Origin of the sequence: Streptosporangium minutum (genome assembly GCF_002149035.1) — a bacterium.
GTDB lineage: Bacteria > Actinomycetota > Actinomycetes > Streptosporangiales > Streptosporangiaceae > Streptosporangium > Streptosporangium minutum.
Window position 1 is genome coordinate 1 of the sequence record NZ_NGFP01000225.1, and the last position, 15627, is coordinate 15627.

The window sequence follows — 15627 nt, forward strand, 5'->3', positions numbered from 1 at the left end:
CCCGAAGACCACCCGTCGCCGCCCCCCAGCCGCGCGACGGGTGGTCGTTTCTTTCCACCCGGAGGGCGAGTCCTTAACTCCCCGGGAGAGAACGGCAGCCGTTCCGGAGCGGACACGAGTGGCGACAGAGCCTTGACTCTGCGTAATGTGGTGACACGACCTGCGTGCCCTTCACGCCGTAACACCAGGTCGGTCCCCCTTACTGCCCGACGGCGAGGAGAAGAACGCGTTGGACACGACAGACGTGCGCATCAAGGTCCTGGAGACCGATGTGGCCGTGCTCAACATACGCACCGAGGAGAACAGGGCGATGACTTCGACGATGTTCGAAGTGCTCAATGACCTGCGCACGGTGACGGCCGACCTCCGGACAGAGGTCACCGGCCTCCGGACGGTCACCGACGGACTGCGCAAGGGGCAGGACGAGCTCCAGTCGAGCGTCGCCGAGCTACGCCAAGGGCAGGACGAGCTCCGGTCGGGCGTCGCCGAGCTACGCCAAGGGCAGGACGAGCTCCGGTCAAGTGTCGCCGAGCTCCGTATGACCACCGTGGCACTCCGGATCGGGCAGGACGAGCTCCGCGGGGACATGGCCTCGGTCAAGCGTTCCGCCGCGAACATGGAGGGCTCCATAAAACGGGCCGAGGGGGATGTGGCCGACCTCAAGGCCGGTCACATCGAGCTTCGCCACCTGGTGGCCGGCCTGATCAAGTGACGCGCGACGGCCGTCGGCACTCCTCCGGTGAGGGGTGTCGGCGGTCGTCCGTATCCGGCGTCGCGCACCGGAGCCGCGCGAGGGGTCAGGAACCCGCCCGGGCGAGGACTTCGAGAGGGTCGGCGAGGACCTGGGCGAAGGCGAGCTCGGCGGCGCCGACGAGGGTGGCGTCATCGCCGAGCGCCGACGTACGCAGGCGGAGGCTGTCGCGCGAGGGGGGCAGGGCGTCGACGGCCAGCCGGCTGCGGACCTGCGCGGCGGAGCCGAGGTAGACCTCCCGGAGCATGCCGCCGAAGACGACCATCTCGGGATTGAAGACGTTGACGAGGTTGGCGACGCCCAGGCCCAGCCAGTCGCCGACACGGCTCAGCGCCGCCTGCGCGACGATGTCGCCGCGGTCGGCGGCGTCGACCACGGCACGGACGGCGTCTCTGCCCATCTGGGCGCCGAACCTGCCGGCGGCCTCCAGCACGGCTCGCTCCCCCGCCTCCGCCTCCAGGCAGCCGAGCGAACCGCAGCCGCAGGGGCGGCCCTTGGGATTGACGATCATGTGCCCGATCTCGCCGCCGAAGCCCTCGTGACCGCCGAGGAGCTGGCCGTTGACGATCACGCCGCCGCCGATGCCCACGTCCCCGTGGAGGTAGACGAGGTCGCGGCAGCCGACGCCGACCCCCCGGGTGTGCTCGGCGAGAGCGGCGAGGTTGGCGTCGTTGCCCACCGTCACCGGCAGGCCGAAGGCCAGCCTGCGGGCCATCTCCTCGGCGAACGGCACGTCCACCGAGCCCATGTTCGGCCCGAACCTGATGACCCCGTCACTGCGGCTCACCCCGCCGGAGAAGGCGGCCGCCACCCCGACGCACACCGTGTCCGGCCTGGTCTTGCGGTGCATCTGCCGGGCGAACCCGGCGAGCGGCCCGACGATCTCGTCCAGCGAGAACGGGCCGCGCCGCCGTACCGCCTCGCGCCGGTCCAGGATCGTGCCGCCGAGGCCGACCCGGGCGGCGACCAGCCGGTCGACGCCCACGTCGAGGGCGAACACGTAGACCCGCGCCGACTCCGGGCGGACCACGAGGGACGGGCGCCCGGCGCGGCCGGTCTCCCTGGGCAGCTCCTCCCGGACCAGGCCCGCGGCGGTCAGGTCGGCGGTGAGGGCCATGATGGTGCTGCGGTTGAGCCCCATCCGGCTGGTGAGTTCCGCGCGCGAGGTGGGGCCGCCGAGGTGCACATGGCGGAGGAGGGCGCCGAGGTTGTGGCGCCGGATCTCCTCCTGGGAGGGGCCAGCCCGCATCGCGTGGGTTTCCTTCGGGGGGTCGGGGTCGCTGATCACCTTAGACCAGTGGCGGCCGCCCGCTTGCGGGACAGTGCGTCCACCCCTGCGGCCAGCAGCAGTACCGAGCCGGTGACCATGAACTTCACCCCGGAGCTGTAGCCCATCAGACCCATGCCGTTCTCGATGACCGCGACCACGGTACCGCCGAGGATCGCGTCCAGCACCCGGCCCTTGCCGCCGAACAGGCTGGTCCCGCCGATGACGGCGGCGCCCACCGCGTACAGCAGCACGTTGCTGCCGCCGGTGTTGGGGTCGACCGAGCTGGCCCGGGATGCCGCGATGATGCCGCCGACGGCGGCCATGGAGGAGCAGATCACGAATGCGCTGATCTTCATCCGGTCGACGTTGATGCCCGCCCGCCGTGCGGCCTCGGCGTTGCCGCCGACCGCGTAGAGGTGGCGTCCGAACGCGGTACGGCGGAGCACGAACGTCCAGATCAGCAGGAGCACCACGATGACCGGCACCACGATCGGCACGCCCGCGAGCGAGACGAGCGCCGCGTTGCGGCTGCGCTCCACGTTGAGGAAGTAGACCGCGAGCCCGCCGAGCAGTGCCAGGGCCCCCACCCGGACCGCGATCAGCGAGATCGGGTCGGACGCCAGGCCCCGTACGGCCCGCTTGCGTGCCCGCAGCAGCTGCAGCCCCGCGTAGGCGACGACGCCGGCCACCAGCAGCCCCCAGCCCAGCGCGGGCGGGAGGTTCTTGTTGGCGACGGCGAGGATCGTCTCGTCGCGGATGGCGATGATGGTGCCACCCTTGATCAACAGGAGGACGAGCCCCTGGAAGGCCAGGAAGGCGGCGAGCGTCACCACGAAGGAGGGGATGCCGAGTTTGGTGACGATGGAGCCGAGGGTGGCGCCGATCACGACACCGGCCAGGATGGCCGCGCCCACCGCCACGTACCAGGGCAGGCCCTGGCTGGTGAGCAGGATCGCCAGGATCGAGGCGCAGACACCGCTGGCGAAGCCCGCCGACAGGTCGATCTCGCCCAGGAGCAGCACGAAGACCAGGCCCATGGCGATCACGGTGACCGCGGCGCCCTGGGTGAGCAGGTTGGCGAAGTTGCCCGCGGTGAGGAAGGAGGGGCGCAGGACGGCGAAGACCGTGCAGAGCACGACGAGACCGAACACGGCGGGCAGCGCGCCCATGTCGCCACCGCGCACCCGCTCGGCGTAGCCGCGGACGTTGGCGCTGATCGAGGGCGCCTCGGCCTTTCGCTCGTGGGAAATCGTGGCGCTCATACCGTGGCTCCGTTGGTGAGGCCGAGGTCCCCGCTCCGGCCAGAGGTGATCAGTTCGACGATCTGCGCGTGAGTGACGTCGGAGGTCTTCACCTGAGCCGCCATCCGGCCGAGGTAGAGGGCTGCGATCCGGTCGGACACGGCGAACACGTCGTTCATGTTGTGTGAGATCAGCACGACGGCCAGGCCCTGGTCGGCAAGGCGGCGGACCAGCTCCAGCACCTGTGCCGTCTGGGCCACGCCGAGCGCGGCGGTGGGCTCGTCGAGGATGACGACCTTGCTGTTCCAGAGCACTGCCTTGGCGATGGCCACGGTCTGCCGCTGGCCGCCGGAGAGGCTGGCGACGTGCTGGCGGATGGACTTGACGGTCCTGACCGACAGGCTCTCCAGGGTCTTGGCCGCCATCTCCTCCATCGTGTCCTCGTCGAGCACGATGCCGCGCCTGTGCTCGCGGCCGAGGAACATGTTCTGGACGATGTCGAGGTTGTCGCAGAGCGCGAGGTCCTGGTAGACGATCTCGATGCCCAGGTCCGCCGCGTCACGCGGGCTGTGGATCTGGACGGGCTTGCCGTCGAAGAGATACTCGCCCGCGTCGATCGGGTGGATGCCGCCGACGCACTTGACGAGGGTGGACTTGCCCGCGCCGTTGTCGCCGACCAGCGCGGTCACCTCCCCGGGGTAGACGGAGAAGGCGACGTCGTGGAGAACCTGCACGGGACCGAAGCTCTTGTCGATCCCGCGGAGTTCCAGAACGGGGGTCATGTGGGGCTCCTCGGGTACGGGGGCACGGCCGGCGGGGTCCGCCGGCCGTGCCCCCGGCGCGTTACTGGATTCCGGCCTCGGTGCACTTGGCGGCGAACTCGCCGGTGCACAGCTCATCCTTGGTCACGAACCCGTCGGCCACGACGTCCTTGACGCTGTCGAAGAAGATGGCCTGCGGGTCGAGCAGGACCGCCGGCACGTCCGCGCCGCTCTCGGTGTCCTTCACCGAGCCGGAGGCCGCGGGCTTCTCACCCTTGGCCAGGGCGATGGCGAGGGCGGCCCCCGCGTCGGCCTCCTTCTTGATCGCCTTGTAGACCGTCATGCACTGGTCGCCGGCGAGGATGTTCTGCAGACCCTGCACGGTGGCGTCCTGGCCGGTGACCGGGACCTTGCCGTTGAGGCTGTTCTTCTTCAGCACGGCGATGGCGGCGTTGCCCAGGCCGTCGTTGGCGGCCAGCACGCCGGCGATCTTCGGCTGCTCGGTGAGCATCTGCTCGAAGATCGTGCCCGCCTGCGCGTTGTCCCAGTCCGGCACGGACTGGTCCGGGCCCTTGACGTATTCCTTGGCGTCGTACTTGGGCTTGAGCACGCCGTCGTAGCCGTTCTTGAACAGCGTGGCGTTGTTGTCGGTGGGCGAGCCGTTGAGCTCGGCCACGAGCGGCTTGTCGACCTTCTTGTCGGTCAGGCACTTCACCAGACCCTCACCCTGCAGGGTGCCGACCTTGGTGTTGTCGAAGCTGACGTAGTAGGAGGCGCCGCCGTTCAGGGTGAGGCGGTCGTAGTCGATGGTGGCCACACCCTGGGCCTTGGCCTTGTCGAGCACGGCCTTGCCGGTGCCGCTGTCCAGGTTGACGATCATCAGCACGGTCGCGCCATTGGTGATCATCTGGTCGGCGATGGTCTGGAACTGGGTCTTGTCACCCTGGGCGTTCTGGATGTCGTAGGCGACGCCCGCGGCCTTGAACGCCTCCTCCAGGTACTTGCGGTCCGCGGTCTCCCAGCGGGCGGAGGACTTGCTGTCGGGCAGGATGACGCCGATCTTGCCGGCGGCCTTGCTCTCGGCGGGGGCGGCGCTGCTCTGGGCGGTGCTGGTGTCGCCGCTCTCGCCCCCGCAGGCGGTGAGACCGAGGGTCATCGCCGCAGCGGCGGCGGTCAGGCTGAGGATCCCCTTGCGCATGATGCACGGGTCCTTTCTCCGAAAAGTGGGGGGTCTGAGGGTTGGAGCATGGCGAATTCGCGGGCACGACTTGCCGGGTCTCGGTGTGCCGTTCCGTTGAATGTTGTTTGCGGCAACGTATTCCGCGCTGGCCAGGAACGCCAGACCCTCCATCGCTAAAGTTTGTTGTGGCCGGTAACAATCCAGAAACGCGGACTTAACCGGCGGCGCCCTGCGCGATCAACGGAACGGCCGATGTGGGGTGACGCGGTACCTGGCCGCGTGGCGGATGGAGCGGCCGGAGCGTGGCCGACGAGGCGACCCGTGTGACGCGGTACCTGGCCGCATACCGAATGGAGCGGCCGGAGCGTGGCCGATGATGAGGCGTCCCGTGTGACGCGGGGAGCGGCAGATGGCCCCCGGGCGCGGCAGACGGCCCATCTGGGATCACACCCTCGCTCAAGGCGGTCCACGGCGAGGTCGAGCCGAGGCCGGGCGGCGCGCCGCCTCGTCTGCGTCTCGCACGCCGTCGTGCTCGTGCCGTCCATGCTCGGCACGCCGTCGTGCTCGTGCCGTCCATGCTCGGCACGTACTTCGTGGCGGAGTCGCGCGCCGCGCACCGGTCCCCGGACGGGCCTCACCCCGCGCTTCCGGGGGCATGGAGCCGTGGCCCCGGCACGCGTTCCCGGTCCGCGCGTCCGCGGATGACCGGCTCCGGACGCGGAACCGCCCGGCGGGATGATGTCCCGCCGGGCGGCTCTCGTCCGGGGTGTGCCCCCTTGTTGCGGGCGAGGCTCGCGTGCGGCCCCGCCCCCCTGCCTCAGCTCTTGGCGAGCAGGGAGCGCAGGACGTACTGCATGATGCCGCCGTGGCGGTAGTAGTCCGCCTCGCCGGGGGTGTCGATGCGCACGACCGCCTGGAACTCCTTGCCGTCGGCCCTGACCGTCACGGTCTGCGGGACGCCGCCCTTGTTGAGCTCCTCGACGCCGATGAAGTCGAAGGTCTCCTCGCCGGTCAGGCCCAGCGACTCGGCCGTCTCGCCCTCGGGGAACTGCAGCGGCAGCACGCCCATGCCGATCAGGTTCGAGCGGTGGATGCGCTCGTAGGACTCGGCGATCACGGCGCGGACGCCGAGCAGCGCAGTGCCCTTGGCGGCCCAGTCACGCGAGGAGCCGGAGCCGTACTCCTTGCCCGCCAGGACGACGAGCGGGATGCCCGCCGCCTGGTAGTTGGCGGAGGCGTCGTAGATGAAGGACTGCGGGCCGCCCTCAAGGGTGAAGTCACGGGTGTAGCCGCCCTCCACGCCGTTGAGCAGCAGGTTCTTCAGCCGGATGTTGGCGAAGGTGCCGCGGATCATCACCTCGTGGTTGCCTCGGCGGGAGCCGTAGGAGTTGAAGTCCTTGACCGCGACGCCGTTCTCGCGCAGGTACTCCGCCGCCGGGGTGCCGGGCTTGATGGAGCCGGCCGGGGAGATGTGGTCGGTGGTGACCGAGTCGCCCAGCTTGGCGAGCACCCGGGCGCCGGAGATGTCGGTCACCGGCTCCGGGGAGGCGGGCATGCCGTCGAAGTAGGGGGCCTTGCGGACGTAGGTCGAGGCCGGGTCCCACTCGAAGGTGTCGCCGGTCGGGATCGGCAGCGAGCGCCAGGTCTCGTCGCCCTTGAACACGTCGGCGTAGTCGTGCAGGAACATGTCCTGGTCGATGGAGGAGGCGACGGCCGCCGAGATGTCCTCCGCCGAGGGCCAGATGTCGGCGAGGAACACCGGCTCGCCGTCGGTACCGGTGCCCAGCGGCTCGGTGTTCAGGTCGAGGTCCATGGTCCCCGCGAGGGCGTAGGCGACGACCAGCGGCGGCGAGGCCAGGTAGTTCATCTTGACGTCGGGGTTGATCCGGCCCTCGAAGTTACGGTTGCCGGACAGCACCGCGGTGACCGCGAGGTCGTTGGCCTGGATGGCGGCGGAGATCTCCTCCTGCAGCGGGCCGGAGTTGCCGATGCAGGTGGTGCAGCCGTAGCCGACCAGGTTGAAGCCGATCTTGTCGAGGTACGGCTGGAGGCCGGAGCGCTCGAAGTAGCCGGTGACGACCTGCGAGCCCGGGGCGAGGGAGGTCTTGACCCACGGCTTGCGGGTCAGGCCCTTGTCGACCGCGTTCTTGGCGAGCAGCGCGGCGCCCATCATGACGAACGGGTTGGAGGTGTTGGTGCAGCTGGTGATGGCCGCGATGGTCACCACGCCGTGGTCGATCTCGAAGCTCGTGCCGTCGGCCAGCGTGACCTGGACGGGCCTGCGCGGGCGATCGCCGTCGAGGTCGGGGGCGTGCGGCTTGTCGCCGTTGCCCTCGCGGGAGACCGCGGGCGAGTCGGAGGCGGGGAACGACTCGTCGGACGCCTCGTCGACCGGGCCCTGGACGCTCGGGGCGTAGTCCTTGACGGCCGCGCGCCAGGCGCTCTTGGCATCCGACAGCGCGATGCGGTCCTGCGGGCGCTTGGGGCCGGCGATGGACGGGACGACCGTGGCCAGGTCCAGCTCGATGTATTCGGAGAAGACCGGCTCCTCGGCCTCCGGGTCCAGCCACAGGCCCTGGGCCTTGGCGTAGGCCTCGACCAGCGCGACCTGCTCGGCGGAGCGGCCGGTCAGCGTGAGGTAGTCGATCGTCTGGCCGTCGATCGGGAAGATCGCGCAGGTGGAGCCGAACTCGGGGCTCATGTTGCCGATCGTGGCGCGGTTGGCCAGCGGCACGCTGGAGACGCCCTCGCCGTAGAACTCCACGAACTTGCCGACGACGCCGTGCTTGCGCAGCATCTCGGTGATCGTGAGGACCAGGTCGGTGGCGGTGGCCCCGGCGGGGAGCTTGCCGGTCAGCTTGAAGCCGACCACGCGCGGGATCAGCATGGAGATCGGCTGGCCGAGCATCGCGGCCTCGGCCTCGATGCCGCCGACACCCCAGCCGAGAACGCCGATGCCGTTCTCCATGGTGGTGTGGGAGTCGGTGCCGACGCAGGTGTCGGGGTAGGCCTTGCCGTCACGGATCATCACCACGCGGGCCAGGTGCTCGATGTTCACCTGGTGCACGATGCCGGTGCCCGGCGGGACGACCTTGAACTCGTCGAAGGCGGTCTGGCCCCAGCGCAGGAACTGGTAACGCTCGCGGTTGCGCTCGTACTCCCTGTCGACGTTGCGCTGGAAGGAGTCCGGCCCGCCGAAGAAGTCGACGATGACGGAGTGGTCGATGACCATCTCGGCCGGGGCGAGCGGGTTGATCCTGGCGGGGTCGCCGCCGAGGTCGCGGACGGCCTCACGCATCGTGGCCAGGTCCACGACGCAGGGGACGCCGGTGAAGTCCTGCATGATCACGCGGGCCGGGGTGAACTGGATCTCCACACTCGGCGCGGCGCCGGGGTCCCACTGACCCAGTGCCCGGATGTGGTCGGCGGTGATGTTCGCGCCGTCCTCGGTACGGAGCAGGTTTTCCAGAAGGATCTTCAGGCTGTACGGGAGGCGTCCCGACCCCTCGACGGCGTCCAGCCGGTAGATCTCGTATCCCGCGTCACCGACGCGGAGCGTGTCACGGCTGCCGAAGCTGTTCGCGGACACGGTTCGCCTCCCTCATCACCCAGTTGTCCGGCGCGCCAACCATAAAAGGCGCAATTGAATCCTGCCGCACCGTCGGAGTGCCCACGTCAGTTAGGTATGCCTAACCAGGAACCCACCGGTTGCAGCGGATGTCTCGACATCAAGATATCGCCATAGATATCTCGACATCAAGTTACCCACCAGTATGCTCAGAGCGGGGCGAGGCGGAAGTAGAGCAGCCCGAGAACGACGACGGAAAGTACCGGGGCCAGAAACTTCTGCTCGAAGGCGCGGCCGGTCTTGATCCCGATCTTCCACGGCAGCAGCCACCGCTGCCGCATCGGCCACAGCACCGGGCAGCCCTTCTCGGTGCAGCAGTCCCCGACGACGTGGGTCAGGCACCCGATCGCGACCGCCAGCCCCAGCCAGGCGTAACCCACGTTGTCGCTGCGGAACACCGCGAACAGCCCGACCGTCAGGCCGATGTTGACCATCGCCGAGGCGAACTTCTTGCCCGGGATGCCGATCCCGATCGACCGCAGCGCCAGGCCGATGAGCAGCACCACCAGGATGTCACGGCCGATCGGATAGGTGCCGGCCAGATAGTGGGCGCCGAATCCGGCGCCCACGGCGAACAGCAGCGAGTGGGTGGCGTTGCGGTGACCGCCGCTCAGCCACGCGACGGCCTTGCTCAGCGCCCAGGTGACCGGGCCGAAGGTCTGGGCGATCGTCGCGCTGGGATGGTCGAGGTCGGGGAGCATCGCGGCCCCGGAACAGATCAGCGCCCCGGCGACGAACTCGGCCGGGGTGAGCGCGTTCACCATGACACCGGTCTCGATGAACCGGGTGGACTCGGTGAGCAGCGGCAGGGCCGCCAGCGTCGGCGCCACCCCCAGCCAGGCGATCGCTCCCGTCAGCGCGTGCGTGTGCCCCATCATCGGCCGAACACCCCTATCAAGATCACGCTAAACGACTCTACGGCAAAGCCGGCTTCAAGAAGAGGACCGTGCCATTTTGCATCATCGGCGCGTCGAGCCAGTGAGACCAATCCGATACATGAGCGCTGTTCACCTTTTTTGGATTTTGAGGTTACCTGAGCGTAACAAGCGCTTGTCTCGATGTCCCTATCCCTTCGCGAGAGGTAACCCCCCATGCCCCTCCGCCTGCCCGGACTCGTCATGGCCGCGCTCGTCGCGGTCACCGGAGCCGTCCTCGCCGCCCCGGCGGCCCATGCCGTACAGAACGACGTCAGACCGCTCCCCGCAGGGCTGGAGAGCGTCCGCAGGGCCGAAGCCGTCAAGCTCTACGGCGACGAGGCCATCCGGCCCATGGATCAGCGCAAGACCGGGCTCGTCTCGCTGGGCGACAGCGAGATCTCCGGTGAGGGCGCCTTCGACCGTTCTCTCTACGAGCAGGGAACGGACGGACCCGACAACTGGTGCCACCGATCGAAGAAGGCCGCGATCCACGTCACCGGGATCCCTGCCGACGCGACCTTCAACCTCGCGTGCTCGGGCGGGCAGACCAACGACATCACCATCGGCGGGACCCACCAGTACAACGAGCTCAACCAGGGCGACAACCTGGCGATCAAGGCCCGCAACACGCGCATCAAGATGATCACCGTGGTGGTCGGGGCCAACGACACCGGAGGTCCGGAGTTCGGGCCGACCATGACGGGGTGTGTGGAGGACCGGGTCCTGTTCAGGGGAAACTGCTGGCCCAGGCACTCGGCCGGCTGGGCGGGGCGGATCGACTTCATCGTGCCCCGGGTGGAGAAGGCCCTGCGCGACATCCGGCAGATCATGACCGAGGCGGGCTACGCCGCCGCGGACTACCAGCTCGTCGCCATGAGCTACCCCGGCCCCGCCAGCCCGGACGTGGAGGACAACCCGAACTTCCCCGGCTGGTACAACGGCGGCTGCCTCGGCTACCTCTCCGACCTGGCCTTCGCCCGCAACAAGGCGGTGCCGATCTTCGAGCGGGGCATCCGCAGGGCGGCGAGCCTGGCCGGCGCGCGCTACCTGGACGCCAGCAGGCTCTTCCACGGCCGCGAGGTCTGCATGGACGGCCCCTGGGTGACCGGGCTGCACGCGGTGAACGGCGACCTGTTCAACCCCCGGGCGACCCAGCAGTCCTTCCACCCCAACTCCGCCGGGCACGCCGCCTTCGGCGCCTGCCTGGGGCGCTTCTACGCGGCGGACACCACCCAGGCCACCTGCATGCTCCCCGCCGGCACCCTCACCCCGGCGCTCTACCCCGGCCTGCCCGAGTTCAGGCAGCTCAGGAACGGCGCGACCGGCGACTGCCTGGACGTGGACGGCAACTCCACCCGCAACGGCCGCAAGATGGTCGGCTGGGCCTGCGAGGGCACGCGCAACCAGGCCTTCTGGTACGACCCGGCGCGCAAGTCCCTGCACACCGAGCTCTCCCACGACCGCTGCGCGGACATCGACGGCGGCCGGCTCACCGCGGGCACCGCGATCCAGGTGTGGGACTGCAACGGCAGCGCCGCCCAGCGCTGGACCCATGACGGCGCGCGCCTGCACGCCGCCGACGCCCCCGCGCTGTGCGCCACACTCGCCGGCGGCGCCCCCGGCGCCAGGCTGACGCTCGCCGCCTGCGACTCCGGCGACTCCCGGCAGGTCCTCACCTGGGAGGCGAAGAAGGCGCTGACCTACACCGAGCTCAGGTCCGGCGGCAAGTGCCTGGACGTGCCCGGCAACTCCCCGGCGAGCGGGGCGAACCTGGTGCTCTACGCCTGCGACGGCAACGCCGACCAGTTCTGGGCGCACAACCCGGTCTCCGGGCAGCTGCACAACCTGGCCGACCCCGGCTTCTGCGTGGACCTGGAGGGGGGCACGGTCGCGGCCGGCCAGCCGATCCAGGTGGCGAACTGCTCCTCGGCGGTCGGGCAGTACTCGGCGTCGATGCGGTGGAACCTGACCGGCGGGACGTTCCTGTCGCGCAAGGACACCGGCTGGGCGATCGCCCCGTCCGGGACCTCGGACGGCTCGGCGATCGTGCTCCAGCGGGCAGCGGGACAGAAGTGGAGCGCCGGCGCGGTCCGCACGCCCGACCCGTGGAAGTTCCTCACGGCCGACGTCTACTGAGAGGCCGGCGTCTACTGAGAGACGGGCGATCCGCCGGAGAATCTCCGGCGGATCGCCCGCACATCCCGGAAACGACAGACGGGACCGTTCCGCACCGAAAGCACCCCCCAGCCCTTCCGGCACGGAACGAATCCCGTCTATGTCCTTTGTAACGTGCAGGTCTCAATGGTTGTTCCGAAATCAGCCGAGAATTTCGTGATCTAGCTCACTTCTCCGCTGAGCGAGCTCTATATCACCGTGAGTGACGGTCATCAGGAACGGTACGACGGGCAGGGCGGCCACCACCGCGAAGATCGCGAAGGCCCCGGTCAGTCCCACGATCTCGGCCAGCAGCCCGGCCAGACCGGCCCCGATCGGGAGCATTCCCCAGCTCAGCAGGCGGGCGGCCGAGCCGTACCGGCCGAGCAGCCGGTGCGGGACGACCATCTGGGCCAGGGTGCGGCTGTTCACCGTCCAGAGCGTGCCGCCCATGCCGCCGACGAAGGCGGCCGCGCCGACCGCCCAGACGTCGGGGAACACCGCCGGGACGATCATCATGACGACCGTGCCGACCAGATCGGTGAAGAGCGCCCAGCGCACGCCCAGCAGGCGGTTGACCGCGGTGACGAGCACGGCGCCGAGCAGCCCTCCCAGGCCGATCGAGCTGAGCAGCAGGCCGTACCCGGCCGCGTCGAGGTCGAGCAGCCGGACGGCGTAGGAGGGCAGCAGGGCCAGCCACGCGCTCCAGCAGGCCACCAGCGCCGAGATGGTCAGCGACATCGTGCGGAGCAGGCGGTGACGCCAGAGGAAGGCCAGCCCCTCGATCATCTCCGCCCGGACGCTTCCCGGCCGGCGGTCCCGCCCGGAGTCCCGCCCCTCGGCGTCGCTCACCCGGAACCGGCCGGCCAGCAGCGCGAGCAGCACCGCCCCGAGGGCGAAGGCCGCGGCCGAGGAGCCCAGGGCCAGCGCGGCGCCGAAGCCGACCAGCAGGCCCCCGATGGCCGGGCCGGCGAACTCGTTGGCGACGGTCTCGGCGCCGGCGATCCAGGCGTTGACCCGGCCGAGCCGCTCCCTCGGCACGGCCGCCGGGACCAGGGCGCCGACCGCGGAGTCCGCCACCACCTCGGCCAGGCCGATGGCGGCGCCCGCGAGATAGAGCAGCGGCAGCGACAGGGCGTCACCGGCGACGGCCGCCAGCAGGCCCAGCGCGACCACGAGCCTGATCAGGTTGGCCGCGGCCGCCAGCCGCCTGCGGTCGTTGCGGTCGACGAACACCCCGACGTGGAGCGAGGCCAGCAGCCACGGCAGCGTCAGGGTGAGCCCCACCCCGGCGACCAGGCCCGGGGAGTCGGTGAGCCCGACCGCGAGCAGCGGAAGAACGATCTTGGCCACCCCGTCGGCGAGGTTGGTCGCCACGGTGAAACCGACGAGCGCCGCCTCGTTCCGCCGCGCCGTTCCGCTCGCCCGCCCCGTCTGGACTGTCATGCGTAACCACCTAACACGTTTAGGAGGTTACAGCCTATCCACTGGGACGATCAGACGGAAGAGGCGGACGGCCCGCCAGGGCTCAGACCAGCCAAAACCCCCATATCACTCCATAGGCTTGTCGTTAGAATGTTCTCGATATATCTTTGAAGCATCGAGAGCGGTCGAAAGACGATCGCGATACGAGGAGGAATCATGACTTCCACCCATACGATGGGCGGCGACTGGGGCAGGGCCGTCCCGCACGAGCTCCGGCGCGAGATGAAGCGCGCCGCCAGGGAGGCCTGGCGGACCATGGCCGCCGGCTGGCAGCAGGGCGAGTCCCACCACGGCGGGCCCGGCCCGCACGGCTGGGCCCCCCACGAGCACCGGCACCGGGGGCACCGCGGCGGCCCGTTCGGCGGCGGCGCCTTCCCGTGGGACTTCGGCAGGGGCGGCCCGGGACGCGGCGGCCCTTTCGGCGGGCGTCCGCCGTTCGGCCGGGGGCGCAAGGCGAAGCGGGGTGACGTCCGCGCGGCTATCCTCGCGCTGCTCACCGAGGAGCCGCGCAACGGCTACCAGATCATCCAGGAGATCGACCGGCGCAGCGAGGGCGGCTGGAAGCCCAGCCCCGGCGCGGTCTACCCGGCACTGCAGCAGCTCACCGACGAGGGCCTGGTCCTGTCGGAGGAGAACGACGGCCGCAAGTCCTTCCGCCTCACCGAGGCGGGCCGGGCCTACGTGGCCGAGCACGCCGACGAGGTGCGCGCCCCCTGGGAGGAGATGACGCCCGACGTCGACGACAGCACCTGGGAGATGATGAACCTGGCCCGCCAGTCGGGGTTCGCCATGCTCCAGATCCTGCAGACCGGCAGCGACGCGCAGATCCGCCAGGCCAGGCAGATCCTGACCGAGACGCGCCGCAAGCTGTACCAGATCCTGGCCGACGGCGACTCCGGCGAGGAGTGAGCGGCCCGATGACGTCCCGGGACGACCTCCGTATCGGAGACGCCGAGCGCGACGCGGCCGTGACGGCCCTGCGCGAGCACTACGCGCAGGGCCGCCTGACCCACGAGGAGCTCGACGAGCGCATCGAGCTGACCCTGTCCGCGCGCACCGGCCGCGAGCTGGCGCTGACCTCGGCCGACCTGCCCGACCTGTACGGCCCCCGCCCCGAGGACCGCGACGGCCCCGCGCCCGGATGGGAGCACGGGGACCACGGCTGGGCCGGGCCGTGGCACGGGCATCACGGCCGCGGCTCCGAGGACCGCGACGGCCCCACACTTGGATGGGAGCACCGGCACCACCGCTGGGCCGGACCGTGGCACGGGCATCACGGCCGCGGGACGCGCCGGGGCGGCCACCACCCTGCGGCCTGGCACCGGCACCGGGCGGGCCGCCGGGGTGGGCCGCCGGTCGCCCCGTTCCTGATCCTGATGCTGGTCATCGGGGTGGCGACCACGGGGTTCTGGGCGCTCAAGTTCGTCTTCCTCGCCTGGCTGGCGATGGCCGTCGCTGGCATGCTCCACCGCAGGCGGTGGCAGCACGTCCGGGCCGGGGGCGGCCCCCGCCACTGAGCACCGGCCCGGCCGGCACGGAGGCCCGCGCCGGGCACGGACCCGGCCGGCGAGGGCGGCGGGAGCCGTACGGGGCCCCGGTCCGCGGGGGCGGTCGGCGACCGTGCGGCGGGAGCGGTGGCGGCCAGGTCCGGGCCCGGCCCGCGGGGGAGGGCGACCGTACGGCGGCGCGCTCAGCGCAGGGACTCCCGGAGCCGTCGCATCTCCCCCGCTATCCCCTCCAGCGTCCAGTGGGCGTTCAGGCCGCTCGGGTTGGGCAGCACCCAGACCGCGGTGTCGCCGATCACGGTCTCCTGTGGCCCGACGGCCGCCTTCGGCTGCCCGAACGCCGTCCGGTAGGCGGTCACCCCCGCCACGGCCAGCACCCGGGGCCGGGTCCCGGCGACCAGCCGCGCCAGCCGCGCCCCGCCCTCGCGGAATTCCTCAGGCGTCAGCTCCGCCGCCTGCGCGGTGGCCCGTCCCACCACGTTCGTGATGCCCAGCCCGAAGGAGGGGAGCAGCTCCTGCTCCCCCGGGTCGAGCAGCCGGGGCGTGAAGCCGGACCGGTGCAGCGCGGGCCAGAACCGGTTGCCCGGCCGGGCGAAGTGGTGACCGGTGGCCGCCGAGTAGAGGCCGGGGTTGATACCGCAGAACAGCACGTCCAGCGACGGCCCGAGCACGTCCGGGAGCGTCCGGCCCCTGGCCGCGTCGAGCTCGGCCCTCGTCGGCGGCACGGCCTTGACG

The 15627-nt window shown here is 70.6% G+C and carries 12 protein-coding genes; 4 read left to right on the forward strand and 8 right to left on the reverse strand.

What is annotated here, in order from left to right; translation table 11 throughout:
* Positions 1–229 precede the first annotated feature (229 nt).
* A complete protein-coding gene (locus CA984_RS34270) occupies positions 230–712 on the forward strand; it encodes a hypothetical protein (RefSeq protein ID WP_086577584.1) in 483 nt (160 codons plus the stop codon).
* An 85-nt stretch (positions 713–797) separates the two neighbouring features.
* On the opposite strand, the gene CA984_RS34275 is transcribed toward CA984_RS34270, so the two are convergent.
* The 6 genes from CA984_RS34275 to CA984_RS34300 form a co-directional block, all read right to left on the reverse strand.
* The gene (locus CA984_RS34275; protein ID WP_086577585.1) at positions 798–2000 is read right to left on the reverse strand and encodes an ROK family transcriptional regulator; all 1203 of its coding nucleotides are present in this window, start codon (positions 1998–2000) and stop codon (positions 798–800) included.
* 35 nt (positions 2001–2035) lie between these two features.
* The gene (locus CA984_RS34280) at positions 2036–3283 is read right to left on the reverse strand and encodes a sugar ABC transporter permease (protein ID WP_086577586.1); all 1248 of its coding nucleotides are present in this window, start codon (positions 3281–3283) and stop codon (positions 2036–2038) included.
* Entirely contained in the window at positions 3280–4044 is a 765-nt protein-coding gene (locus tag CA984_RS34285; RefSeq protein WP_086577587.1) for an ATP-binding cassette domain-containing protein, read from the reverse strand. Before CA984_RS34285 ends, CA984_RS34280 begins: the two co-directional genes overlap by 4 nt.
* A 61-nt stretch (positions 4045–4105) precedes the next feature.
* Positions 4106–5221 (reverse strand): sugar ABC transporter substrate-binding protein, encoded by a 1116-nt coding sequence (locus CA984_RS34290; protein ID WP_086577588.1) that lies wholly within the window; start codon positions 5219–5221, stop codon positions 4106–4108.
* A 799-nt stretch (positions 5222–6020) separates the two neighbouring features.
* Positions 6021–8792 carry an aconitate hydratase AcnA gene (gene acnA, locus CA984_RS34295; RefSeq protein ID WP_086577589.1) on the reverse strand — a complete coding sequence of 924 codons (2772 nt, stop codon included), beginning with the start codon at positions 8790–8792 and terminating at the stop codon, positions 6021–6023.
* Positions 8793–8980: 188 nt separating this feature from the next.
* On the reverse strand, positions 8981–9709 hold the full coding sequence (locus tag CA984_RS34300) for a metal-dependent hydrolase (RefSeq protein ID WP_086577590.1): 729 nt from the start codon (positions 9707–9709) through the stop codon (positions 8981–8983).
* A 213-nt stretch (positions 9710–9922) separates the two neighbouring features.
* Here CA984_RS34300 and CA984_RS34305 point away from each other — a divergent pair, with 213 nt between their 5' ends.
* Complete coding sequence (locus tag CA984_RS34305) at positions 9923–11884, forward strand: ricin-type beta-trefoil lectin domain protein (RefSeq protein WP_086577591.1); 1962 nt, start codon at positions 9923–9925, stop codon at positions 11882–11884.
* Positions 11885–12064: 180 nt separating this feature from the next.
* On the opposite strand, the gene CA984_RS34310 is transcribed toward CA984_RS34305, so the two are convergent.
* On the reverse strand, positions 12065–13348 hold the full coding sequence (locus tag CA984_RS34310; protein ID WP_086577592.1) for an MFS transporter: 1284 nt from the start codon (positions 13346–13348) through the stop codon (positions 12065–12067).
* 195 nt (positions 13349–13543) lie between these two features.
* Between CA984_RS34310 and CA984_RS34315 the strand changes: the two genes are divergently transcribed.
* Positions 13544–14296 (forward strand): PadR family transcriptional regulator, encoded by a 753-nt coding sequence (locus CA984_RS34315; protein ID WP_086577593.1) that lies wholly within the window; start codon positions 13544–13546, stop codon positions 14294–14296.
* Between the two features lie 8 nt (positions 14297–14304).
* Positions 14305–14904 (forward strand): DUF1707 SHOCT-like domain-containing protein, encoded by a 600-nt coding sequence (locus CA984_RS34320; protein WP_086577594.1) that lies wholly within the window; start codon positions 14305–14307, stop codon positions 14902–14904.
* Between the two features lie 173 nt (positions 14905–15077).
* Here CA984_RS34320 and mug read toward each other — a convergent pair whose 3' ends face one another.
* Positions 15078–15617, reverse strand: a complete 540-nt coding sequence (mug, locus tag CA984_RS34325; RefSeq protein WP_086577595.1) for a G/U mismatch-specific DNA glycosylase — start codon at positions 15615–15617, stop codon at positions 15078–15080.
* Positions 15618–15627: the final 10 nt, after the last annotated feature.